This is a genomic window from Microbacterium sp. ET2, from assembly GCF_030347395.1.
In the GTDB taxonomy this organism is placed as follows: Bacteria; Actinomycetota; Actinomycetes; order Actinomycetales; family Microbacteriaceae; genus Microbacterium; species Microbacterium albipurpureum.
This window is the reverse complement of sequence record NZ_CP128170.1, coordinates 2,110,822-2,134,367: the sequence shown is the minus strand read 5'-3', so window position 1 is coordinate 2,134,367 and position 23,546 is coordinate 2,110,822. Positions and strand designations below refer to the sequence as shown.

Here is a 23,546-nt window from a genome sequence, read left to right as displayed (position 1 = left end):
GAACCTTTCGACGTCATCGTCGTTGACATGCGGCGTCGTCGCCGCACGCGAGTCATAGTAGAAGTCACAGTGACGAGCGTCAATGAAAGTTTGTAGTCGACGATCTCCGGGCCACGCCGAGTGCGGCCCGGGCGCGGCACGCACCGCCCGCTGGCACGGTCTCGGCGGAGGTCTCGCCTCAGCCCGTGGCGGGGAGCGGGCGCCCCTGCTGCGGCGAGCCGGTCGCGCTCCCGGGAACGGGCGCGACCTCGGGGAGCGGTTCGCCGTCGGGCAGCGGTTCGGTGTCGGGGATCTCGGGCACGACCGCGAGATCGGACGGGATGACCCCTTCGGCTCGGTCTCGTCCCACGCACTGCGCGGCAACGATGATCCGCTCCTCCTCCACTGCTTCGGGAACGTTCAGCCGCAGCCACTCCGAGACGGCCGCGAGAGGGATCGAGACGGAGCTGTCCACCGTCTCGACGGGCGGCACGAGCACGATCGGCGTCGATACATCCGGCGCTCCCGGGCCGAGCGGATAGGCGTAGCTGAACTGTGCGGAGACGGCTCCGCCGGTGCATCCCTCGATCGTCACCGCGCTCGGCACGGCGGCGGCGCGAAGCGTGGCCACCGTCATGCCCGCAGGGACAACCACGCGGAGCCCCATCGACTCGATGGCGGCGAGGGCGTAGGTGCGGTCACCGGCGGTGTCGCATTCGACCGTGATCTCGACCTCGCCACCGGGCGGACGCGTCGTCGAGGAGAACCAGCTCGAAACCGTCTGCACGGGCAGGCGCGTCACACCGTCATCGTCGGGGACCAGAAAGACATCCCGCAGCGACGGACCGGGATCGTCTCCGCGATCGAGCGGAGAGTAGAAGAGATCGATGAGACTGCTGCCATCCGCACACCCCTCGATGAGGATGTCGCCGGCGAGGTCGGACTTCACGAGATCTTCGACCACGAGCCCAACCGGCACCGTGATCGCGAGCTCTTCCTCGGCCGTGGCAGCCACGGCGCTCGCACCCATTCCCGCCGTCATCGCAATTGCCGTCGCCATGACCGCTGCCGCCAAGGCTGCCGTCTCCATCGTTCGTTTCATCGTCGCCCCCCACACCGGAGCGTACGGGGAAACCGGTCAGAAGGGTGCGACGGTGAGTTGGCCGTCGTCGGTGGGGACGAAGGTGACGCGTGAGGGTGGGTGGCTGTCGTAGGTCTTCCCACCCGGGCTGGTGAAGGTCAGGATGCCGCCGGGCAGCTGTTCCACGTGCCAGTTCGTGGCGTGCTTCAGCGTGTGGTGTCGGGCGCATTCGTTGCAGAGGTTGTCGTTGCAGCTGGGTCCGCCGAGGGCGAAGTCCTTCGAATGGTCGATATGGCACAGCTTCGCCGGCCTTCGACATCCCGGTGTTCGACAGGTCACGTCCCTGGCGTTGAGGTAGCGGGTTTGGGAGGGATGGAGCTGGTATCTGTCGACGGCGGTGACGACTCCGCTGATGGGGTCGGTCATCACCCGGTCCCACACCCGGGTCGTCCCCGCCATCCGGCGTGCCGTCTCCGGATCGACCGGAGTCACCCCATTCAACTCGGCCCCCGACCCGGTGACCCCCGTCAGGGTGGTGATCGGGATCGTGATCTGCACCTCGGCGCGGATGGCGCCCAGCCCACCGGTGGTGGGGTCGGTGGGGTCGATCACCGGCGACCCGGCCAGCAGCATGTCCAGCGCCAGGTCGCAGCGGATCTCATCCAGCGTCCGTTCATCGAACCACGGCTCAGTATCCTCACCCGAGGCCGCTTCGTCGTCGCCGCTACCGCTCCCGGCGCCATCCCCGTCGCCGCTGAGCCCGAACGCGGCCCCTGAACCATCGCCACCACTCGGCCCGGCACTCGCGTCCGCCTGCGCGGCCGCATATGCGCGTCGTCTCGCGCGGTCGACGTCCTTGGTCGTGGTGCCCTGGCCCGTCAGTCGGTGGTAGGCCCCGTGGATGTAGACGTTCTTGCCGAGGATCGTGAGGGTCGACATGGCATCGTCGAGGTCGGTGACCCACACCCGGCGTTCCCGCATCGCCGTGTCGTGTCGTTCCTGCAACGGCCGCGGGTCGAGGACCGCGGCGCGTTGCCGGGCGTACGTCTTCGTCCGCGCCACCGTCTGACGCTCCGCCTCTACCAGCACGATCCGTTCGAACGCGGCCCGGTCGGTGGGATCCTCGATGACCCGGCCGGCGTCCTGGATCACCTGCGCATGCGCCCGCGACACACGCCCCTCCACCAGGGCCTCCATCGTCGCGGGGAAGAGTTCGATCAGGCTCATGCGCGTCGTGCATCTGCGATTGCATCGACCGGTCGTTGACCCGCACCGCCATCCCCAGCTCCAGCGCCATGGACCGCAGCGGCATGTCCCGCTCCCGCGACGACGCGGACCCGATCCGGGACCGCTGCTCCAGAGTCAGCGCGTACGCGTCCGCCAGCAGCCGGGTCTTCTTCGCGGCAAGCTTCGCCTCCGCCCGCTGCAGCTTCGCCAGCTCATCCGCGAACACCCCGGCGCGCTTGTCTTCAGCCCGCCGCCGCTTCTCGTCCGCGTTCACTGGAATCCCCGTCTCGATGACCTACCCACATCATCGCAGGGAGCTCCGACATTGACTCGGGCTCAAGGCCACGAAAGTAGAAACTAATTTCGAGACATCACCGAGACAGCCGTCGCTCCAGAACGCCCCAGGCCAGCGCTTCATCCACCCGTGACACGTGCCACCGCATCCGCTCCTCCGCGGCCGGTCCGAGCTCGTCGAATCGGCGGCCGAAGCGCCCGCGGATCTCCTCGCGCGGCCAGTCCGGCGGCAGCAGTGCGGCCGGAAGCCCCGCATCCACGCCTCGGAACGCCTGCCAGTGGATCATCAGCCCCGTCCGCTCCGCCAGCGCCGCCGCCCCCGTGAGTTCCGCCGTCGACGCGACCAGCTCGCGTCGGAACACCCCGTAGCGCTCCCCGACCCCAGCGAGATCCCACGCGCGCTGCGGCCCGCCCGGCCCCGCGACATCCAGCTGTGCGCGCATCGTGGTGACATCCGGAACCCCGAGTGCGAGCAGCTCCGCTCGGGCGAGCGCAGCGACATCCGAGGGAGAGATCCAGACGCCGTCGTAGAGCGGACCGAACCCCAGGAACTTCAGCCGCGAGCGCGCCGTGTGGCGAAGCGCACGCTGCGCTTCGGGGATCGAGAACGTGACGACGCTCCACGCCCCGTCCCACACGATCGGCGCGACTCCGAAGCTCTCCAGCCACGCCGCTTCGTCCTCGATGATGGCGCGACCACGTGCGGTGAGTCCGTGCGTCGTACGCCGCCCGTCGCGGTGCTGCTCGAGAAGCTCCAGCCGGACGAGCCGCGCCAGGGTCGCCCGCGCGGCCGGCTCCTTCATCCCGAGATCGCCCATCGCACCGACGAGCGCCGCGGAGGGAAGAGGGGCGTCGTTGCGCCACCAGTAGTCGCCGAAGAGGGTGAGTACCTGGCGAGCGGGCGAGACCTTCCGCAGCGGACGGCTCGATCCCGCGCCAGCCGCGGCCACCCCGGAGGACGGCGACACACCAGCGGATGACGGGGCGAGGGCCATGCCGACATCCTGGCAGGTCGCACGGCCACCCCGGCCGCTATCGTGCGAGCCACGGCGCCGGTATGTTGTGGCGAATGAAGACGAGCACCGCGCGGACGACGTGGCGCGGGATGCCGCTCGACTTCGCCGACCTCGCCGGCGTCCCCGGCGACGAGGGAGTCTGAGGGGCCGGATGGCTCGCATCCTCATCACCGGAATGTCGGGCGCCGGGAAGTCGACACTCCTGGCCGAGTTCGCGCGGCGCGGCTACGACACCGTCGACACGGACTATGAGGGCTGGACAGACGGCGACGGCGGCCCCTGGGACGAAGAGCGGATGACCCGGCTCCTCGCCTCGCACGAGGACGTCGTGGTCTCGGGCACCGTCGAGAACCAGGGAGTGTTCCGAGACCGGTTCGCCCATGTGGTCCTGCTCAGCGCGCCGATCGAAGTCCTCCTCGACCGGGTGCAGCACCGCACCGGCAATCCGTACGGAAAGACGCCCACCCAGCAGGAAGACATCCGCCGATACACGATCGAGGTCGAGCCCCTCCTCCGCCGATCGGCGACGCTCGAGCTCGACGCCCGCAGACCGGTCGCCGACCTCGCAGACGAGGTCGAGGCCCTCAGTACACGTACTCCATGAGGCTCCACCCCGAGCGTGCGGAACGCCTCGTGCGCGCGGCTGCGGTGCATGACCGACAGGTCATCGAAGCACACGATGAGCGCGTAGGCCACACCGGCGCGGGGTCCGGCGATCACGCCGGCCTCGACCCGGATGCCGCGGTCGCGGCCGGTCTTGTTGAGGAAGAGCAGTCCGTGGTCGTCGCTCTCGTGTCCGAACGGGTCGAGCCCCATCGCTGAGGCGACGAGGGAGAGGTCGTGATTGAGGGTGAGCCACTCCGCCACCTGGGCGCTGACCGCCGGCGATACGGCCTGACTGTTCGCCAGGGCCGCGAAGACCTCCGCGAGGTCCCGGGCCGAGCTCAGGGCGAAGTGCGGCGCGTCGTCGGGCCCGCGGTGGTCGCGGAACCGGTCGAGGAGAGCCGTGCGCGTGAGACCGAGTGCGTCGATCCGCGCCCGCACCGCGGGCAGGCCGACCCGCTCGAGCAGTCCGTTCGCCGCGAGGCCGTCACCGGCGGCAGCCGCGAGCACCGCAACGTCGACGAGCGGAAGGGTGGGCACCTTCAGGTGCTGCCAGATGCCCGCCCCCTCGATGCCGGCGAGGCTCGCCCGGTCGACCAGCTCGAGCGGGTCGAGGGTTCCGCCCTCGAACTGCGCCGCGACCTCGATCAGCAGCGGCACCACGCCCAGGCCGGCGACCGGCTGCGTGACATGGTCGTCGCCGGCGAGCACGGTGGTGCCCCGATCGAGGTCCGTGATGCGCACCGAGACCTGCGCGCCCGACGCGGCGACGGCGTCGAGGGCGCGCAGCGTCGTGGTGAACGTGCGCGCGCCGCCCCCGCCGCGACGCGAGGTGCGCGCACGCCCGCGGCGGGGCCCGCGCAGGGTGTCGGGCTCCCGACGGGAGCCGGGTTCGGAAGACCCCTGCGAGGGCGGTTCGATGGGCATCGCCACGCGACTGTCCCTCCTGCCAGACGGTTCGATCAACTGTCTACGCGAAGACGGCCTCCGCCACCAGACCGGGCGGATTACCAGATGGTGACGCGCTTGTCCCGCTCGAGCCAGAGGGCATCGGACTCGGTGACACCGAACGCGTCGTAGAACGCATCGATGTTACGGACGATCTGATTGCATCGGAACTCGTTCGGCGAGTGGGGGTCGATCGTCAGCAGGCGGATCGTCTCGGCGTCGCGCCCCTTCTGCTGCCAGATCTGCGCCCACGACAGCAGCAGCCGCTGGATGCCGGTGTAGCCGTCGATCTCGGGACCCTCCACCGGGGCACCCTCGAGGTCGGCTCCGAGCGACAGGCGATACGCCTTGATGGCGATGCCGAGACCGCCCAGGTCGCCGATGTTCTCGCCGATCGTGAGCGCCCCGTTGACCGTGTTCTCCTCGGCGAGGCCCTGCGGCACGAGGGAGTTGTACTGCTCGATCAGCACGCCGGTGCGCTCCTCGAATGCCGCGCGGTCGGCATCGGTCCACCAGTCCCGAAGCGATCCGTCGCCGTCGAAGCGGCTCCCCTGGTCGTCGAAGCCGTGACCGATCTCGTGGCCGATGACCGCGCCGATGCCGCCGTAGTTGGCGGCCGCATCGCGCGTCTCGTCGAAGAACGGGTACTGGAGGATCGCCGCCGGGAACACGATCTCGTTCATCAGGGGGTTGTAGTACGCGTTGACCGTCTGCGGGGTCATGTACCACTCGTCGCGGTCGATCGGCCCGCCGACCTTGGACAGCTGACGGTCGTGCTCCCAGATGTGCGAGCGGCGGACGTTGCCCACCAGATCGGCCTCGTCGATATCGAGTGCGGAGTAGTCCTTCCACTTCACGGGGTAACCGATCTTGGGCGTGAAGGCCTCGAGCTTGGCGAGCGCCCGCTCGCGGGTCTCGGGGGTCATCCACTCGAGCTCGGAGATGCTCTGGCGATATGCCTCGATGAGGTTCGCGACGAGTTCGTCCATCGCGTCCTTCGCCGCCGGCGGGAAGTGTCGCTCGACGTAGACTTTGCCGATCGCCTCGCCCATGGCCGCCTCGGTGAGGCTCACCCCGCGCTTCCAGCGCTCGCGATTGACCGGCACGCCGGTGAGCTGAGTGCCGTAGAAGGCGAAGTTCGCCTCGACGAAGTCATCCGAGAGGAACGGCGCGAGCGCGTGGACGACCTGGAAGCGCAGCCACGCCTTCCAGTCCTCGAGCCGGTCGTCGCGCAGCAGCCCGCCCAGTCCTTCGATGAAGCTCGGCTGGTAGACGACGACCTCACCGAACGCGTCCTCGTACCCGGGAGCGAGGCCCTCGAGCCACGGCTGGAGGTCGGCCCCGGCGAGGCTCTTCACCTGCTCCCAGGTGCGGAGGTTGTAGGTCGCGACCGCGTCGCGGCTCTTGACGTTGTCCCAGTGGTGGGTCGCGAGCTCCGTCTCGAGCGAGAAGATGCGGTCAGCGGACGCTGCGGCGTCGGCGACCCCGGCCAGCTCCAGCATCTTCTCGAGGTGCGTCCGGAACGCTGTTCGCGTGTCGGCGAAGTTCTCCAGGCGGTAGTAGCTCTCGTCGGGAAGGCTCAAGCCGCCCTGGACGAAGAACGGCACGTACCGCTGCGGGTTGCCGGGGTCGGGCTCGACGTAGAGCACCATGAGCGAGCCCGCACCCTCCCGCTCCAACGCGCCCACGAGACGCAGGAAATCGGGGATGCTCGCAACCTCGTCGACCCGCGCGAGCTGCGCCGTCAGCGGCGCGGCGCCGAGCTCGGCGATGCGGCCGGTGTCCATGAAGCTGGCGTAGAGGTCGCCGATCTTGCGGGCCTCGGTGCCGGGCTCGGCGTCCTGCGACTCCTCGATGATCGCCCGGACATCCTTCTCGGCCTGCTCGGCGATGAGGTGGAACGACCCCCACCTCGCCTTGTCGTCGGGGATCTCGGTGCGGTCGAGCCACGACCCGTTCACGTGGCGGAAAAGGTCGTCCTGCGGGCGGATCTCGTCGCGGAGCTCGTCGAGCGCAAGGCCGGAGCGGAGTGCATCGGTCATGGGTTCCAGGATAGGCGGCGGTTCTGCGGGCGGCGTCCGGGCCCGTGTCGCCGGCCCGTCGAGCGCGCCCCCTCGCGCCGCGAATACCACCCGTCATGCCGCGACCCGTCGAAAAACGCGGCTCGGGATGCGGCGGAGCCGCGTTTTCTGACGGGTCGGCGATCCGCACGACCGCGGCCTCCCCGCGAACGCAGATCACGAGCGATGTCGCCGACGGGTTCTACCCTCGGAGGGTGAGCGAGAGCGGGCAGAAGACCGGGCGGATGTCGCTGAACCGCGACATCCTGAGACTCGCCGTCCCGGCGCTCGGTGCCCTCATCGCCGAGCCCCTGTTCCTCATCCTCGACTCCGCCTTCGTCGGGCACCTCGGGATCGTGCCGCTCGCAGCGCTCGGCATCGGTGCGGCGGTGCTGCAGACGATCGTCGGTCTGATGGTGTTCCTGGCCTACTCCACCACCCCCGCCGTCGCCCGGCGGTTCGGGGCAGGCGATCCCTCGCGCGCGGTGTCGGTCGGCATCGACGGCATGTGGCTGGCCCTCGGCATCGGAGCGATCCTCGCCCTCGCGGGATACCTCGCCACCCCGTTCCTCGTCGGTCTCTTCGGCGCCGGCGCCGAGGTCGCCGCCGACGCGCAGATCTACCTCGGCATCTCGATGTGGGGCCTCCCGGCGATGCTCATCGTCTTCGCCGCGACGGGCCTCCTCCGGGGCATGCAGAACACCGTGACGCCGCTGTGGATCGCCGGGCTCGGGTTCGGTGCGAACGCGCTGCTGAACTGGGTGTTCATCTACGCCTTCGGCTGGGGGATCGCGGGGTCGGCTGCCGGCACGGTCGTCGCCCAGTGGGGCATGGTCGCCGCCTACGTGGTGGTCATCGGCCGGCTGGCCCGCCGGCACGCGGCATCCGTCCGTCCGCAGCGCGAGGGTGTGCGCGGCTCGGCACTGCAGGGCGGATGGATGTTCCTGCGCACCGTGTCACTGCGCGCGGCGCTGCTCGCGACGGTCGCGGTCGCGACCGGTCTCGGCACGGACGAGCTCGCCGGCTGGCAGGTGGCCTTCACGATCTTCTCCACCGCGGCCTTCGCGCTCGATGCGCTGGCGATCGCCGCACAGGCACTCATCGGCAGGGGCCTCGGCGCCGGCGACGAGCCGTACGTTCGCCGCGTGCTCGGTCGCACGGTGGCGTGGGGAGCCTGGTTCGGCGTCATCGTCGGCGCGGCCATCGCCGCGGCATCCGGGGTCATCGGCCTGGTGTTCACCGGCGACCCGGCGCTTGCCGCCCTCGTGCAGCCGGCCCTGCTCGTGCTCGCGGTGACCCAGCCGGTGTGCGGCGTGGTGTTCGTGCTCGACGGGGTGCTGATCGGAGCCGGCGACGGGAAGTACCTCGCGATCGTCGGGGTGCTGAACCTCGTGCCGTTCGTCCCCGCGCTGGTCCTCGTGGCGATCTTCGCGCCGGCCGGCGCCGCGGGCCTGGCGTGGTTGGCGGTGGCGTTCTTCGGCATCTACATGCTCGCGCGCCTGGTCACGCTGGGGCGCCGGGTGCGCGGTCGGGCGTGGCTGACCGCGGGCGAGTGATCTCCGGCGCTGCGGCGCCGATCACCGGCACCGGTCCGCGCAGTGCGCGAAGGGCGTAGAGGATCGTCGCCAGATCGACGCCCTCCTGGATCAGGGCGCCCGCAACGGCCGGGATGACGCCGGTCGTCGCCACCAGCATCAGCCCGACGCTGAGGGCGATCCCGATCCAGATCGCCGTCAGCGCCACTCGGAGGGTGTGGCGGCTGATCGCCACCGCCTCGACGACCTTGGCCAGGGAGTCGACGACCACGACCACGTCGGCGGCATCGCCGGCCGCGGTCGCCCCGCGCGCGCCCATCGCCACGCCGATGTCGGAGGCGGCGAGCACCGGGGCGTCGTTGACGCCGTCGCCGACCATCATGGTGGGCCTCGGCCGCATGCCGGCGGCCAGGTGGACCTTCTCGGGCGGGAGGAGCTCGGCGTGCACCTCGGTGATCCCGACCTGGGACGCGATGGCGGTGGCGGTGGCCTCGGCGTCCCCGGTGAGCATCGTGACCCGCTCGACGCCGTTCCTGCGAAGCCAGTCCACCACGGCCGCCGATTCCGGCCGGACGGCGTCGGCGAGCACGAGGGCGCCGGCGAAGCGGTCGCCCACTGCGACGTACGCCGCGGCATGCCCCGACACGAGAGGCGTACGGGTGAGGGCGGGTGCGCGCGAGGCGATGAACGCCGGCTTCCCCACGGCGACCGGAGTGCCGTCGATGAGCGCCGTCACGCCGTTGGTGGCGATCTCCGTCGCCGCCTCCGCGGGACGGAGGGTGATGCCCTCCGCGGCGGCGAGGCGACGCACCCCGTCTGCGAGCACGTGCGTGGAGTACTGCTCGGCCGATGCGGCGAGGGTCAGCAGTTCGCGACGGTCGAACCCGTCGGCCGGTCTGACGTCGACGAGCTCGGGCCTTCCCGCCGTGAGCGTCCCGGTCTTGTCGAAGCACGCCGACCGTGCCCGCGCGAGCCGCTCGATGATGCCGCCGCCCTTGACGATGACGCCGGCCTTCGCCGCGCGGGAGAGCCCGCCGAGGAAGGCCACGGGTGCCGCGATGAGGAGGGGGCACGGCGTGGCGAGCACCAGCACCTCGGCGAAGCGCGCCGGATCTCCCGAGATCGTCCACGCGGCGCCGGCGAGGGAGAGTGACACCGCGGTGAACGGGATCGCAAAGCGATCCGCGAGCCGCACGACCGGTGCCCGCGAGGCCTGCGCCTGCTGCACGAGAGCGACGATCTGCTGGTACTGGCTCTCGGAGCTCGGACGGCGCGCCCGGATCCGCACGGCCTCCGACCCGTTGACCGCGCCGGAGAACACCTCCTCCCCCCGGCTGTGGACCACGGGCATGCTCTCGCCGGTGAGGGAGGACTCGTCGAACGTGCCGGTTTCGCCGAGCAGTTCGCCGTCGACGGGCACGATCTCGGAGGGACGGACGAGCAGGATGTCGCCGACGGCGACCTCGTCGACGGGAACGTCCGTGATGCGCTCCGGCGGCAGGGGCGCCACGACGTGCGCGGTGCGCGGCGAGCGGTCGAGGAGAGCGGTGAGATCGCGCGTCGCCCGACGCGCGGCGAAGTCTTCCAGTGCCTCGCCGCCCGAGAGCATCAGAACGATGATGAGGGAGGCCAGGTACTCCCCGACGGCGAGGGTGGCGACCATCGCAACGACCGCCAGCACGTCCAGGCCGACGTGCCCGCGCAGCACGTCGCGCACCATCCGCACGAGGGTCCACGCGATGAACATCCCCACGTACGCGCTCGCGATCCATCGGGCCTGCTGCTCCCCACCCGAGGACGCGATGATCGCCACCGCAGCGAGAACGACGAGCGTCGCCGCGATGATCGGGTACCGCACCAGCGCCCTCACCACCGCCATCGCTCCAGCATGGCGGTCGCGGTCGGCACTCACCACGGGACCAAGGTCACGTCCCGGGAGGCGGCCGACACGGGGAGCCGATCACGCCCAGCGGCGACACCATTCGTACATGACCACAGCGCCCGCGGCGGAGGCGTTGATCGATCGGGTGGAGCCGTACTGGGTGATCTCGACCACCGCCGATGCTGCGGCGAGCGCCTGGGGCGACAGCCCCGGGCCCTCCTGGCCGAACAGCAGAACGCATCGCTCGGGGAGGTCGGCGTGATCGAGCGCCACCGAGCCCTCGACATTGTCGACCGCGATGACGGGGAGACCCTCGAGGCTCCGCCCACGCGGCGAAGGCCGCGACATCCTCATGGTGACGCACGTGCTGGTAGCGGTCGGTGACCATCGCCCCGCGCCGATTCCAGCGGCGCCGGCCGACGATGTGCACTTCGGCCGCGAGGAAGGCGTTCGCGCTTCGCACGATCGAGCCGATGTTCATGTCGTGCTGCCAGTTCTCGATCGCGACGTGGAAGCCGTGGCGACGCCGGTCGAGATCGGCGACGATCGCCTCCATCCGCCAGTACCGGTAGTCGTCGACGACATTCCGCGTATCACCGGTGGCCAGCAGGTCGGGGTCGTACCGCGGGTCGTCGGGCCATGTGTCCGTCCCGCCGGGCCAGGGGCCGACGCCGTGGGCCAGAGCGGGTTGCGCAGGCTCAGTGATGGCCGACTCCGGCTGCGGCTCGGACGGTGCGGCATCCACGGACACAGGTTATCGCCGCCCGCGCAAGCATTTTCCGAACCCTCCCCTGCCCTCCCCTCTCCGGCCGATCCCCGACATACTGGAGATTCGCCGACGACGAACCAGTGGGGGGTTTCCTTGTTCGACGACGACCGACGACAGCGCGCCATCGAGGCGCTCGGACTGCTCGACACCCGACCCGATGAGCGCGTGGACCGGGTGACGCGCCTCGCCCAGGAGATCTTCGGCGTGCCGATGGTGAGCGTCACGCTGCTGGACCGCGACCGCCAGTGGCGGAAGTCGCAGATCGGCCTCGGCGGCAACGAGGCGTCACGCGAGGGCGCCTTCTGCGATCTCACCGTCCGCACCGGCGACACCCTCATCGTCGAGGACGCGAGCATCGACGACTACTTCGCCGAGAATCCGTTCGTCGTGGGCGACCCGCACCTCCGGTTCTACGCCGGCCACCCGCTCCAGGCGCCGGGGGGCGAGCATGTGGGCACGCTGTGCATCCTCGACACCCAGCCCCGGTCCCTCGACGCCCGCGAGGTGGAGCTCCTGCGCGAGATGGCGCAGTGGGTGCAGACCGAGCTCATGGCCGAAGACGATCTCGACCATGCCACAGTCGTGCAGCAGGCGCTGCTCCCCCGGGACACCCCCGAGATCGCCGGGTACACCCTGGCGGCGGCCGCCACGGCATCCGGTCAGCTCATGGGAGACCTCTACGACTGGTATCTCCACGACGGGCGACTGCGGATGACGCTGGCCGACGTCATGGGCAAGGGCACCGGACCCGCGATCGTCGCCGCGTCGGTGCGGGCGTCTCTCAGAACCGCGCCCGACCGCGGCCTCGCCGACGCCGTCGGAGAGGCCGACAGGCTGCTGGAATCCGACCTCGGACGGGCCGGACTGTTCGTCACCGCCGTGCACGCCGAGCTCGACCCCGAGTCGGGGACGATCTCGTTCGTCGACGCCGGCCACAGCCTGGCGTTCATCCTGCGGGCTGACGGCGGCTGGACGGCGCTGCGCTCGACGGGTCTGCCCCTGGGGATGGGCTTCGACTTCGACCGCGCGGCGGCCTCGGTGCAGCTCGAGCCGGGAGATGCATTCCTGTGCTGCAGCGACGGTCTGCTCGACATCCTCGACGATGATCCGTTCGATCATGTGCTGCGGGTGATCGCCGAACACGGGCCGGTCGGAGCGGTCGCCGAAGCGGTACGGCTCGCTCAGGAGCGCCACGCTCCCGACGACGTCACGGTGCTGCTCGTGCGCCGGGACGCGTGAGAAGGGGTCGCGCACGATGAGCGCGCGTTTCGTCTGGATCCGCATCCTCGCCCTGCTGTCGGTGCTCCTGGGTGTGAACTACATCGCGTGGCGGTGGCTCGACTCGATCAACTGGTCGGCGTGGTGGATCGCGGTCCCCCTCGTCATCGCCGAGACCTACAGCCTCATCGACACGTTCCTCTTCGCCGTCACGATGTGGCGTGCGAAAGACCGGCCGGCGCCCACCTCGCCACCGCAGGGCACGGCCGATGTCTTCATCACCACCTACAACGAGCCGATCGAGATGGTGATGGCCACGGCCCTCGCCGCCCAGCGCATCGCCTATCCGCACAACACGTGGGTGCTCGACGACGGGGCACGACCCGAGATGGCCGCCGCCGCTCAGGAGGCGGGGCTCGGGTACATCACCCGGTCCCAGGACTGGACCGGCAAGCCGCGGCATGCCAAGGCCGGCAACCTCAACAACGCCCTGATGGACACCGACGGCGAGTTCCTGCTCATCCTCGACGCCGACCAGGTGCCCGACCCGCTGATCCTCCACCGCACGCTGGGCTACTTCGCCGACGACCCCGAGGTGGCGCTGGTGCAGACGCCGCAGTGGTTCGTCAACGTCGACGACGCCGATCCGCTGGGCAGCCAGGCGCCGCTGTTCTACGGGCCGATCCAGCAGGGGAAGGACGGCTGGAATGCGGCCTTCTTCTGCGGATCCAACGCCGTCCTCCGTCGCGACGCGCTCATGCAGCTCGGCATCGTCGGCTACGTCCGCGACCTCGAGCAGTCCACAGCCCGCACCCTCCGGGCTGCGGAGTCTCTCCTCTCGCGCGCGGCGCGCGACCGCGACGCCGACGAGACCGTCCGCACCGAGCTGACGGCGCTACGCGACGAGGTCGCCGGCGCGCGCCGCCAGATCGCCGCCGGCGAGCCCATCGGCGAGGTGACGTACCGCGTGCAGAGCGCCGTCGACGCGGCATCCCGCCGTCTGGTCTCGCGCGATCTCGCAGCCCTCCAGGCAGACCTCGACGTCATCGCCCAGCTGCCGATCGAACGTGACAGCGAGCTCGACGCGATCGTCATCGACGACACCGCGCTCGACGCCCTCGCCACCCGCGAGATGTCACCGCTCGGTGCGGTCGAGTCGGTCTCGGCCCTCCTCGACGCTCTGCGGGTCGACCGCCCCGGAGAAGCCCAGCCGGTGCAGCCGATGGCCACGATCTCGGTCACCGAAGACATGGCGACAGCGATGCAGCTGCACTCCCTGGGGTGGCGGAGCGTCTACCACCACGAGATCCTCGCCCACGGCCTCGCCCCCGAAGACCTGCGCACGATGCTCACCCAGCGCCTTCGCTGGGCTCAGGGGACGCTCCAGGTGATGCTGCGCGACAACCCGCTGGTGAAGAAGGGGCTGTCGGCGGGGCAGCGGCTGATGTACTTCGCCACCATGTGGAGCTACCTCTCGGGGTTCACCGCGCTGGTCTACCTCGCTGCCCCCGTGATCTACCTCGTCTTCGGCGTCATGCCCGTCACGGCCTGGAGCGTGGACTTCTTCGCACGGTTCCTGCCGTACTTCATCATCAACCAGATCCTCTTCCTCGTCGTGGCGCGGGGCATCAAGACCTGGCGAGGGCAGCAGTACGCTCTCGCGCTCTTCCCGGTGTGGATCGATGCCTGCGTGACGGCCTTCGCCAACGTCGTGCTGAAGCAGCCCCTCGGCTTCGCCGTGACGAAGAAGGACGGCCGGGCCGAGGGCGGCCCGCCGTGGCGGCAGATCTGGCCGCAGCTGACCGCCATCGCCGTGCTCGTCTTCGCCCTGGGGATCGGGCTCACCCGGCTCGCCGTCGGCACCGCCGACGGCACGGGAACGCTCGTCAACACGGTCTGGGTCGTCTACGACCTCGCGGTGTTGAGCGTGATCATCCAGGCCGCGCTCTATCGTGGCCCCAAGGCCCCGTTCACCGACGAAAGGCAGATCGCCCCGTGAACCTCACCGTCACCCCCGGCAGCGCCTACGCCGTCATCGCCCTCGAAGGGCGCCTGACCGCTCCGGGCGTGCCGCGCCTGCGGTCCGCCATCGGCGAACTCGTCGACGGCGGGAGCACCAGGGTCGTCATCGACCTCGCGGGTACCGAATTCGTCGACTCGTCGGGCCTGGGCGCGCTCATCGGCGGGCTGAAGTCCGCACGTCTCGCCGGCGGCGACCTGCGGATCGCCGGTGTGACCGAGCCGGTGCGTCGGGTGCTGAAGCTCACCAACCTCGATCGGGTGCTCCGTGAGTACGACACCGTCGAAGCGGCCTTCGATGAGCGTTGACGGCCTCCGGGTCGAGGGGCGCGCCGACGACGGCTTCATCGACGACGTGCATCATGTGCTCGATCTGCTGTGGTCGAGCCACCCCGAGGTCGATGAGGAGGACCGGACCCTCTTCACCCTGGCCGTCAGCGAGATCGCGACGAACATCGTCGAACACGCGCGCGCACGCGAGGAGATCTCGATGAGCCTCGACGTGTCGATCGACGACACCGGGCTGCGGGCGGTGTTCGCCGATGACGCCGACCCCGCCCTCATCGATTTGAGGAACGTGTCGATGCCCGACGTCGACGCCGAGTCCGGCCGCGGACTGGCGCTCGCCCTGGCGACCCTCGACGAACTCGAGCACTCCGGCGAGGGCGGCAACGTGTGGCGGCTCACACGCAGGCTGAGTCGAGGCTCCTAGGTAGCCTGGAACGGTGGCCTCCCCCGCCGTCGACGACTACCTGAAGACGATCTACCACCACACCGAGTGGCAGGACGCCCGGATGACGCCGTCCCAGCTCGCGACGGTGCTGGGCCTCGCTCCCTCGAGCGTGACCGAGATGGTGCAGAAGCTCGCCGCGCAGGGGCTTGTCACCCACCGCCCCTATGGGCCGGTGACGCTCACCGAGAACGGGCAGCGGCGCGCCGCCGCGATCATCCGTCGCCACCGGCTCATCGAGACCTGGCTGGTGCGGGAATTCGGGTACAGCTGGGACGAGGTGCACGACGAAGCCGAGGTGCTCGAGCACACCGTCAGCGACCGGCTGCTCGCCCGCATCGACGAGCGACTCGGGCACCCGCGGTTCGACCCGCACGGCGATGCGATCCCCGACGCCGACGGGCGCGTCGAGCGCGAACCCTTCGTGCTGCTCGCGGTCGCCCCCGCGGGGCACCGGGGACGCGTGCTGCGGGTGAGCGATCGCGACCCCGATCTGCTCCGTGCCCTGGAGGTCGTCGGTGTCGCCGTGGGGCACGACATCGAGGTGCGCCCGGCGGGCCGGGTCTCGGTCGACGGCGGCGCGCCGCTCACCCTCCCCGAGGGCGCGACGTCGGCGGTATGGCTGAGCGCCTGATCCCCAACCGCGCTCCGGCCCTCCCCCTTCCGCCGAGAGGCACCTCCCCCCCTCGCCCCCCTCGGCACCCCGAACCACCTCATCCGCGTCGAGCCGCCGCGCCATGCCGGGAGGCTCGACGCGTTCGGGGTGGTTCGCCGGGTAGCAGCGCCGGAGCGGTGCGCTCAGGGCCAGTGGATGCCCGACGTCTCCTCGCAGAAGCGCCACAGTCGCTCGGCGACCTCGGGGTCGCGGGTGACCTTCGACGGGCGCTGCTGCGCCGGCCGGCCACGGAGCAGGTGACGCGGCCCCCAGAACTCCCCGCCGCCCACCGTCGGGTCGACGAGGGCGCGGACGAGGGGCCACGCACCCTCCTCCTTCGACTGGGTGACGGGCCCCTGCAGGTTGTCGACGAAGCGCGCCCAGCGCGACGGCTCGTTCACCCCGTGGATGCCCGGGGTCCGTCCGCTGATGCTGTAGCCGGGGTGGGCGACGACGCTCGACACCGGCGCGCCCGCCGCCCGCAGCCGGCGGTCGGCCTCGAGCCCGAGCGAGGTGCACGCCACCTTCGACTGCGCATAGGCCCGCCAGGGCGTGTAGCCCTCGACGAGCTGCGGGTCGACGGGGTCGTACGGCGAGATCGTCGCCGCGACGCTGCCGACCCACACCATCCGCCCCGCGACGGCCGACAACGAGGTCAGCAGCGCCCCCGCCAGGGCGAAGTGACCGAGCACGTTCGTGGCGAAGACGACCTCGTTGCCGCCGTAGGTGGTCTCGCGGGTGCGGGGCGGATGCACGACGCCGGCGTTCAGCAGCACGCCGTCGATGTTCCACCGGGCTCGCGCGGTCGCCGCAGCCGCGCGCACCGAGCCGAGGTTGCTGGTGTCCAGCAGCAGGGTCTCGGTGGGTCCGACGGTGGCCGCCTCGGGCACACGCCGTTCCACCGCCGCCCGAGCCGAAACGAGGCGGTTCGGGTTCCGGCCGGTCATGACGACCCGCGCGCCCGCACGCACCAGCTGCTCCGAGGCGAAGTACCCGAGGCCCCGCGTCGCACCCGTGACGAGGTAAGTGCGGCCGGTCAGATCCGGCAGCGCTTCGGGGTCCCAGTCGGGCGCGGTCACCCCTCCGACAGTAGACCTCACCTCGCCCGGTGGCATCCCCGGCTTCCCCGGTACGCTGGCACCATGCGGACCCGCGCCGATATCGAATGCTGGCTCACCGACATGGATGGGGTCCTCGTCCACGAGAACCGTCCGATCCCCGGCGCCGCCGAGCTGCTCGCGCAGTGGCGCGACCAGGCGACACCGTTCCTCGTCCTCACGAACAACCCGATCTTCACCCCGCGCGACCTGAGCGCCCGGCTGACCCGGTCGGGCCTGGAGGTCCCCGAGGAGCGGATCTGGACCTCCGCGCTCGCGACCGCCGACTTCCTCCGCTCGCAGCTCCCCGGCGGCACGGCGTTCGTCATCGGCGAGTCGGGCCTGACGACCGCCCTCCACGAGGCCGGGTTCGTCATGACCGAGACGCAGCCCGATTACGTCGTGGTCGGCGAGACTCGGCAGTACAACTTCGAGACGATCACCAAGGCGATCCGCTTCATCAACGACGGGGCACGCTTCATCATCACCAATCCGGATGCCACGGGGCCGACCCCCCACGGAGTGGTCCCCGCCACCGGGTCGTTCGCTGCGCTCATCACCCGGGCGACCGGCAAGGAGCCCTACGTCGTCGGCAAGCCCAATCCCATGATGTTCCGGTCGGCGCTGAACCGCATCGGTGCGCACTCCGAAACCACCGGCATGATCGGCGACCGCATGGACACCGACGTCGTGGCCGGCATCGAGGCGGGCCTTCACACGGTTCTCGTCCTCACCGGCATCAGCGACCAGACCGAGATCGAGCGCTACCCGTTCCGACCCGACGAGGTCGTCGACTCCGTCGCCGACCTGCTCGCCCCCGAACCCCTGGAATCCGACCTCACGGAGGCGTCGGACATGGGGTCGCTCGACGGACTCTGAACCCGTCCGGGACCCGTCACGCCACCGCCCGATAGAGTCACCGCATGGGAGCGCTCGACGACGGCGAGCAGGTCATCGCGAAGGATGCCGAGGCGTGGCGCTCGTGGCTGGAACAGAACCACCGCGCATCGCGAGGCGCCTGGCTCGTCCGACCGCGGCCGGGATCGGACCTCGACCTCATCGGCTACGAAGACGCCATCCTCCAGGCCCTGTGCTTCGGCTGGATCGACGGGCCGGTGCGGACCTTCGACGAACGCACGAGCGGACTGTGGTTCGCGCCGCGCCGGCCCACGAGCGGCTGGGCCGCGACCAACAAGGCGCGCGTCGCGCGGCTCGAGGCGGAGGGGCTCCTCGAAGAGGCCGGCCTCCGCGCGATCGAGGTGGCGAAGGCGAACGGGGCGTGGAGCGTGCTCGACAACGCCGAAGCCCTGCGCGAACCCGACGACCTCGCGGCGGCTCTGGATGCGACGCCCGAGGCGCGCGCGGCGTGGAACGGCTTCCCGCCGTCATCCCGGAAGTTCGGCATCACCCAGGTCGACACCGCCCGCAGGGAAGAGACCCGTGCGGCGCGCATCGCGAAGATCGTCGCGGACGCGGCGGAAGGGAAGCGCCCATGATCTCCGAGACCGAGCAGACGCTGCTGCTGGTCACCAGCGCGATCATCATCGCCGGCACGCTCGTGGTGCTGCTCTGGCAGCTGGTGCGATCGCGCCGCGGGCGCGGCCCGCGCGACGACGAGTAGTCCCTCGCCGTCTCGCCGAGAAAGCACATCGGCGCAGAGCCCCCACGCCACCGCGCGACGTCTCGGCGGAGATCTGGTTTCTCGGTGAACCACCCGGGCCCCACGGAAGCGCGGGCTACTGCGGCGCGAGGCCCAGGTCGTCCAGGTCCATCGCGGCGAGCCACTGAAGCCCGGCCGCCTCGACGGCGTCCTGCGCCCCGGTCTTGCGGTCGACGATCACCGCGACCGCGACCGGTTCCGCGCCCTCGCGTCGGAGGGCCTCCACCGCCTTCAGCGCCGACTGGCCGGTGGTGGAGGTGTCCTCGACGACGACGACGCGCTTGCCTGCGACATCCGCCCCCTCGACCTGCCGGCCTCGGCCGTGGTCCTTGGGCTCCTTGCGCACGACGAAGGCGTCGAGCGGTCGCCCCGCCCGCACCGACTCGTGAAGTACGGCGTTGGCGATCGGATCGGCCCCGAGCGTCAGCCCACCCACGGCGACGACGCCGTCGACGTCTCGGATGAGGTCGAGCATGATCCGTCCGATCGCGGGAGCCGCCCGGTGGTCGAGGGTGAGCCGGCGCATGTCGACGTAGTACGACGCCTTCTTGCCGCTGGAGAGCGTGAAGTCACCGTGGAACACCGCCTCGCCGGTGATGAGGGCGATGAGGGCCTGGCGGTCGGCTTCGAGCTCGGCAGTGGAGGCGACGGTCACGACGACGAGTCTAGATCCGGCGCGGTTCTACGCTGGAGGCATGCGCCTGGCCACCTGGAACGTCAACTCGATCCGTGCTCGCGTCGACCGCATCGTCGACTTCGCCGTCCGCGAGAGCATCGACGTGCTGGCGATGCAGGAGATCAAGTGCAAGGCCGAGCAGTTCCCCTTCGAGCGGTTCGAAGAGGCCGGCTACCAGGTCGAGGCGCACGGTTTCTCGCAGTGGAACGGCGTCGCGATCGCGAGCAAGGCGCCGATCGACGACATCCGCACCGCCTTCCCGGGGATGCCCGGTTTCGCGAAGGGGCATGAGGGACCGGATGCTCCGCAGGAGGCGCGGGCGCTGGGCGCGCGCATCGACGGGGTCGAAGTGTGGAGTCTGTACGTGCCGAACGGTCGCGCGCTCGGCGACCCGCACTACGACTACAAGCTGCACTGGCTCGCCGCCCTCGAGCAGTACGCCCGCGACGCCCTCGCCGCGGAACCCGGTCTGCCGCTCGCGCTCGTCGGCGACTTCAACATCGCCCCCACCGACGCCGACAACGGCGACCCCGCGGTGGTGCCCGGATTCTCCACGCACGTCTCACCGCCCGAGCGCGAGGCGTTCTCGGCGCTGCAGTCGGCGGGACTCACCGACGTGGTGCGACCGCTCGTGCCCACCGGCTACACCTACTGGGACTACAAGCGGCTGAAGTTCCCCCGCAACGAGGGGATGCGCATCGACTTCATCCTGGGCTCGACGGGCCTGGCCGAGAAGGTCACCGGCGCTCAGATCCACCGCAACGAGCGCAAGGGCGAGCTGCCGAGCGACCACGTGCCCGTCGTGATCGACCTCGACCTGAAGCCGCCGGCGGACGAAGACGACGATCGCCCCATGATCTTCGGCTGAACCGGAAGACCCTTTCCCGCGACCCGCCCCCTCTCGGGGGAGCCGTATGCTAGCCCCACATCCTCGAAAGGGGAGTGCGATGGGGAGCGTGTCAGAAACCCGAGGGAGCTCCCGCGGGTGGGGAAGAGGCGTGGCCGCGGCCGTGACCTCGATCGTCGTGGTGCACCCCGCACCGAGCGGCCGCCGGTGACCGCCGGGGGCGCGCGCGTCGTCGTCGTGGGCGCCGGCTTCGGAGGGCTCGCCGCCGCCGCGCGCCTCGCCGCCGCCGGGCACGAGGTCACCATCCTGGAGAAGCGCGACCTCATCGGCGGGCGGGCGTACCGGTACGACATCGACGGGTTCCGCTTCGACGGCGGGCCGACGGTGCTGACCGCCCCGTTCATGTTCGAGGAGCTGTTCGCCCTCGCCGGTGAGAAGCTGTCCGACCACGTCGAGCTCGTCCCCCTGGACCCCTTCTACCGAGCTTTCGACGCCGCGGGTGGGCGCTTCGACTTCCGCGCCGCGCTCGATGACTTCCGCGAGGAGGTAGCTCGTCGCAGCCCCGCCGACGTCTCGGGATTCGACCGGCTGCAGCGGAAGATCAGCGGAATCTTCGACGCCTTCTACCCCTACACCGAGCGCTCGATGATGCAGCTGCACGTCATGCTGCGCATGCTCCCCTACCTGCTGCGTCACGGTGCCGCCCGCGGCATGCAGCACCTGGTGAACACCACCGTGCGCGACCCCTTCCTGCGGCGGGCACTGGCGTTCCACCCGCTCCTCATCGGCGGCGACCCGGCTCGCACCCCGTCGCTGTACGCCCTCATCGTCGAGTTCGAACGCCGCTGGGGCGTGCATTACGCCATCGGCGGCACGAGCGCCCTCGTCGAGGCGATCGGCGCACTCGTCCAGCGCCTGGGCGGCACGATCCGCTGCGGCGCCGAGGTCGACCGCATCCTCCACGCCGGCGGGCGCGTCACCGGTGTGCGCCTGGTCGACGGCTCGGAGATCGAGGCCGACGTCGTGATCTCCGGCGCCGACCCCGGCGCCACCTACGAACGCCTGCTCGCCGGTGCGCCGCAGGCGGCGCCGTCGCGGATGCGGATGCGGCGGAGCACGCCGAGCATGTCGCTGCACGTGCTCTACTTCGGCGCCGACCGCACCTGGCCCGACACCCCGCTCGCCCACCACAATCTCCTCCTCGGCGGCGACGCCCGCGCGGTGATGCAGCGCGTCTTCCGGCCGAAAGCCCGAGACCTCGCGGGTGATGCGCACCTGGCGGCCGATGACCTCTTCCTCTACGTGCACGTGCCGACCCGCACCGACGCGTCGGTCGCGCCGCCCGGGTGCGAGGCGCTGTACGTGCTGGTGGCCTCTCCGGCCCTTCCCGCGCACGGTGAGCGGTCGGCCGAGGCCGCCGCCGACGAGGCCGCGCGCGTGCGGCGCCTCGTGCTCGACACGCTCGACGAACGTTTCCTCCCCGGCCTGTCCGACCACATCGTCGCCGAGCACGCGATCGGGCCCGAGCACTTCCGCGACATCCTGCAGACGCCGCGCGGCGCGGCCTTCTCCCTGCAGCCGACGCTCTTCCAGTCGGGCTGGTTCCGCCCGCACAACCGCTCCCGCGCCGTCCGGGGTCTGTACCTCGTCGGCGCCGGCACCCACCCGGGCGCCGGGGTGCCGGCAGTGCTCGCCTCGGGAAAGATCGCGGCGGGGCTCATCGGCGAGGAGTACCCCGGAGCCGCCACCCGCCGCTCGGGCGACGCCGACACGACCCGCATCGCCGACGAGGTGCCCTCGTGAGCGCGGGCACGACGTCGCAGGGCTTCGCCGCCGGGTTCGGCGAGAGCCCCGAGGTCGAGATCGACGACGTGCCGGTCCGCGGCATCCTTCCCGACTGGTTGGAAGGCTCACTGCTGCGCAACGGTCCCGGGTCGTTCCAGGTGGGCGAGCGGCGCTACCGGCACTGGTTCGACGGTCTGGCGATGCTTCACCGTTTCACCGTCTCGGAGGGCCGGGTGTCGTACCAGAACCGGTTCCTCGAGACCGAGGCCTACCGTGCGGCGCGCGACGAGGGCCGCATCGCCTTCCCCGAGTTCGCGACCGATCCGTGCCGGTCGCTGTTCGCCCGCGCGATGGCGGTGTTCGATCCCCAGCCCACCGACAGCGCGAAGGTCAACATCGCCAAGGTGGCCGAGAAGTTCCTGGCCCTGGCCGAGACGCCGATCCAGGTCGAGTTCGACCCCGTGACGCTGAAGACCGTGGGGGTGACCGGGTGGGACACCTCGAACTTCGGACGGATGACGACGGTGCACCCTCAGCTGGATGACGCGCGCGGCGAGGCGATCAACCTCGTCACGCGCTTCAACGCCTCGAGCCAGTACGTCTTCCGCCACCTCGACACCACCGCCCCGGGGGCGACTCCGACGACGCTGGCGCGTCGGCGAGTGGGCGAACCGGGCTACATCCACTCGTTCGGGATGTCGGAGCGCTACCTCGTGCTCGCCGAGTTCCCCCTCGTGGTCAACCCCGTCTCGCTCCTGCTGTGGCTGAAGCCCTACATCGAGAACTTCCGGTGGAAGCCCGAGCGGGGCACGAAGTTCCACGTGTTCGACCGGCAGACCGGCGCGCACGTGAAGACCCTCACCTCTCCCGCCTTCTTCGCCTTCCACCACGTCAACGCCTACGACGACGGCGACGACGTCGTCGTCGACCTCGTGGGCTACGACGACGCCTCGGTGATCGAAGCGTTCTACCTGCACCGGCTCGAAGAGCCCGACGCACGGATCCCTCCCGGTACGCTCCGCCGATTCCGGCTGGCGCTGAAGGGCGGGGGGAAGACGGTCACCGGCGAGGAGATCTCGCCGACGCCGATCGAGCTGCCGAGTCTCGACTACGCCCGGATGAACACCCGGCCCGACCACCGCTACATCTACGGCGTGAGTCTCGGCGACGCGCCGGGCTTCTACGACCGCCTGGTCAAGATCGACAACGTCGCCCGTACGACCGCCACCTGGCGGGCCGAGGGCTGCTACCCGGGCGAGGGCGTCTTCGTCGGGCGCCCGGGGCGGGAGGCCGAGGACGACGGCGTCGTGCTCTCGGTGGTGCTGGATGCCGCGGCGGAGACGTCGTTCCTGCTGGTGCTCGACGCCGCGAGCTTCGCCGAGATCGCCCGCGCCGAGCTTCCGCACGCGGTGCTCCACGGCTATCACGGTCAGTTCTACGGCGAGGTGCGCCCGAACTGACGTCG

At 70.6% G+C, this 23,546-nt stretch carries 20 protein-coding genes and 2 pseudogenes; 13 read left to right on the top strand and 9 right to left on the bottom strand.

Features of this window, described 5'->3' with window-relative positions; all coding sequences use genetic code 11:
- Positions 1 to 178: 178 nt before the first annotated feature.
- The 3 genes from QSU92_RS10365 to QSU92_RS10355 all read right to left on the bottom strand — a co-directional run bounded on the left by QSU92_RS10365 (position 179) and on the right by QSU92_RS10355 (position 3,576).
- Positions 179 to 1,069 carry a hypothetical protein gene (locus QSU92_RS10365; protein WP_289261520.1) on the bottom strand — a complete coding sequence of 297 codons (891 nt, stop codon included), beginning with the start codon at positions 1,067 to 1,069 and terminating at the stop codon, positions 179 to 181.
- Between the two features lie 48 nt (positions 1,070 to 1,117).
- Positions 1,118 to 2,287, bottom strand: a complete 1,170-nt coding sequence (locus QSU92_RS10360) for an HNH endonuclease signature motif containing protein (RefSeq protein ID WP_289261519.1) — start codon at positions 2,285 to 2,287, stop codon at positions 1,118 to 1,120.
- Positions 2,288 to 2,658: 371 nt separating this feature from the next.
- Positions 2,659 to 3,576: a PaaX family transcriptional regulator gene (locus tag QSU92_RS10355; RefSeq protein ID WP_289261517.1), complete on the bottom strand. Its 918-nt coding sequence runs from the start codon at positions 3,574 to 3,576 to the stop codon at positions 2,659 to 2,661.
- A 172-nt stretch (positions 3,577 to 3,748) separates the two neighbouring features.
- Between QSU92_RS10355 and QSU92_RS10350 the strand changes: the two genes are divergently transcribed.
- Positions 3,749 to 4,201, top strand: coding sequence for a shikimate kinase (locus tag QSU92_RS10350; RefSeq protein ID WP_333783468.1), 453 nt, complete (start codon positions 3,749 to 3,751; stop codon positions 4,199 to 4,201).
- A gap of 128 nt (positions 4,202 to 4,329) precedes the next feature.
- On the opposite strand, the pseudogene QSU92_RS10345 reads toward QSU92_RS10350, so the two are convergent.
- Both QSU92_RS10345 and QSU92_RS10340 read right to left on the bottom strand, forming a co-directional pair.
- Positions 4,330 to 5,127 (bottom strand): annotated as a pseudogene (locus tag QSU92_RS10345) (serine hydrolase); the annotation flags it as partial.
- An 80-nt stretch (positions 5,128 to 5,207) separates the two neighbouring features.
- A complete protein-coding gene (locus QSU92_RS10340) occupies positions 5,208 to 7,190 on the bottom strand; it encodes a M13 family metallopeptidase (protein ID WP_289261515.1) in 1,983 nt (660 codons plus the stop codon).
- Between the two features lie 263 nt (positions 7,191 to 7,453).
- Here QSU92_RS10340 and QSU92_RS10335 point away from each other — a divergent pair, with 263 nt between their 5' ends.
- The gene (locus tag QSU92_RS10335) at positions 7,454 to 8,764 is read left to right on the top strand and encodes an MATE family efflux transporter (protein ID WP_289265879.1); all 1,311 of its coding nucleotides are present in this window, start codon (positions 7,454 to 7,456) and stop codon (positions 8,762 to 8,764) included.
- Here QSU92_RS10335 and QSU92_RS10330 read toward each other — a convergent pair.
- Together QSU92_RS10330 and QSU92_RS10325 are read right to left on the bottom strand one after the other, a co-directional pair.
- Complete coding sequence (locus tag QSU92_RS10330; protein ID WP_289265878.1) at positions 8,712 to 10,622, bottom strand: heavy metal translocating P-type ATPase; 1,911 nt, start codon at positions 10,620 to 10,622, stop codon at positions 8,712 to 8,714. The two genes, QSU92_RS10335 and QSU92_RS10330, sit on opposite strands and share 53 nt — an antisense overlap.
- Before the next feature lie 81 nt (positions 10,623 to 10,703).
- Positions 10,704 to 11,331 (bottom strand): annotated as a pseudogene (locus tag QSU92_RS10325) (TrmH family RNA methyltransferase).
- Between the two features lie 156 nt (positions 11,332 to 11,487).
- On the opposite strand from QSU92_RS10325, the gene QSU92_RS10320 reads away from it, so the two are divergent.
- Genes QSU92_RS10320 through QSU92_RS10300 form a run of 5 tightly spaced genes read left to right on the top strand, consistent with a single transcriptional unit; the run spans position 11,488 to position 15,995 of the window.
- Positions 11,488 to 12,633: a PP2C family protein-serine/threonine phosphatase gene (locus QSU92_RS10320; RefSeq protein WP_289261511.1), complete on the top strand. Its 1,146-nt coding sequence runs from the start codon at positions 11,488 to 11,490 to the stop codon at positions 12,631 to 12,633.
- A gap of 16 nt (positions 12,634 to 12,649) precedes the next feature.
- The gene (locus tag QSU92_RS10315) at positions 12,650 to 14,611 is read left to right on the top strand and encodes a glycosyltransferase family 2 protein (RefSeq protein WP_289261509.1); all 1,962 of its coding nucleotides are present in this window, start codon (positions 12,650 to 12,652) and stop codon (positions 14,609 to 14,611) included.
- Positions 14,608 to 14,940, top strand: a complete 333-nt coding sequence (locus QSU92_RS10310) for an STAS domain-containing protein (RefSeq protein ID WP_422880373.1) — start codon at positions 14,608 to 14,610, stop codon at positions 14,938 to 14,940. Before QSU92_RS10315 ends, QSU92_RS10310 begins: the two co-directional genes overlap by 4 nt.
- The gene (locus QSU92_RS10305) at positions 14,930 to 15,343 is read left to right on the top strand and encodes an ATP-binding protein (protein WP_289261507.1); all 414 of its coding nucleotides are present in this window, start codon (positions 14,930 to 14,932) and stop codon (positions 15,341 to 15,343) included. Before QSU92_RS10310 ends, QSU92_RS10305 begins: the two co-directional genes overlap by 11 nt.
- A 13-nt stretch (positions 15,344 to 15,356) precedes the next feature.
- The gene (locus QSU92_RS10300; protein ID WP_289261506.1) at positions 15,357 to 15,995 is read left to right on the top strand and encodes a metal-dependent transcriptional regulator; all 639 of its coding nucleotides are present in this window, start codon (positions 15,357 to 15,359) and stop codon (positions 15,993 to 15,995) included.
- Between the two features lie 164 nt (positions 15,996 to 16,159).
- Here the strand turns inward: QSU92_RS10300 and QSU92_RS10295 are convergent, their stop codons facing one another.
- The gene (locus tag QSU92_RS10295) at positions 16,160 to 17,095 is read right to left on the bottom strand and encodes an SDR family NAD(P)-dependent oxidoreductase (RefSeq protein ID WP_289261504.1); all 936 of its coding nucleotides are present in this window, start codon (positions 17,093 to 17,095) and stop codon (positions 16,160 to 16,162) included.
- Positions 17,096 to 17,158: 63 nt separating this feature from the next.
- Between QSU92_RS10295 and QSU92_RS10290 the strand changes: the two genes are divergently transcribed.
- The 3 genes from QSU92_RS10290 to QSU92_RS10280 are packed head-to-tail and all read left to right on the top strand — an operon-like array spanning position 17,159 to position 18,734.
- On the top strand, positions 17,159 to 17,992 hold the full coding sequence (locus QSU92_RS10290) for an HAD-IIA family hydrolase (RefSeq protein ID WP_289261502.1): 834 nt from the start codon (positions 17,159 to 17,161) through the stop codon (positions 17,990 to 17,992).
- Positions 17,993 to 18,036: 44 nt separating this feature from the next.
- Positions 18,037 to 18,609, top strand: a complete 573-nt coding sequence (locus QSU92_RS10285) for a YdeI/OmpD-associated family protein (RefSeq protein ID WP_289261501.1) — start codon at positions 18,037 to 18,039, stop codon at positions 18,607 to 18,609.
- The gene (locus QSU92_RS10280) at positions 18,606 to 18,734 is read left to right on the top strand and encodes a hypothetical protein (protein ID WP_289261499.1); all 129 of its coding nucleotides are present in this window, start codon (positions 18,606 to 18,608) and stop codon (positions 18,732 to 18,734) included. The genes QSU92_RS10285 and QSU92_RS10280 overlap by 4 nt, the downstream gene beginning before the upstream one ends.
- A 115-nt stretch (positions 18,735 to 18,849) precedes the next feature.
- On the opposite strand, the gene pyrE is transcribed toward QSU92_RS10280, so the two are convergent.
- Entirely contained in the window at positions 18,850 to 19,428 is a 579-nt protein-coding gene (gene pyrE / locus QSU92_RS10275; protein ID WP_289261495.1) for an orotate phosphoribosyltransferase, read from the bottom strand.
- Between the two features lie 40 nt (positions 19,429 to 19,468).
- On the opposite strand from pyrE, the gene QSU92_RS10270 reads away from it, so the two are divergent.
- The 3 genes from QSU92_RS10270 (at position 19,469) to QSU92_RS10260 (ending at position 23,541) form a co-directional block, all read left to right on the top strand.
- Positions 19,469 to 20,317, top strand: coding sequence for an exodeoxyribonuclease III (locus QSU92_RS10270; protein ID WP_289261493.1), 849 nt, complete (start codon positions 19,469 to 19,471; stop codon positions 20,315 to 20,317).
- Positions 20,318 to 20,434: 117 nt separating this feature from the next.
- Complete coding sequence (gene crtI / locus QSU92_RS10265) at positions 20,435 to 22,099, top strand: phytoene desaturase family protein (RefSeq protein WP_333783422.1); 1,665 nt, start codon at positions 20,435 to 20,437, stop codon at positions 22,097 to 22,099.
- The gene (locus QSU92_RS10260; protein WP_289261489.1) at positions 22,096 to 23,541 is read left to right on the top strand and encodes a carotenoid oxygenase family protein; all 1,446 of its coding nucleotides are present in this window, start codon (positions 22,096 to 22,098) and stop codon (positions 23,539 to 23,541) included. Before crtI ends, QSU92_RS10260 begins: the two co-directional genes overlap by 4 nt.
- Positions 23,542 to 23,546: the final 5 nt, after the last annotated feature.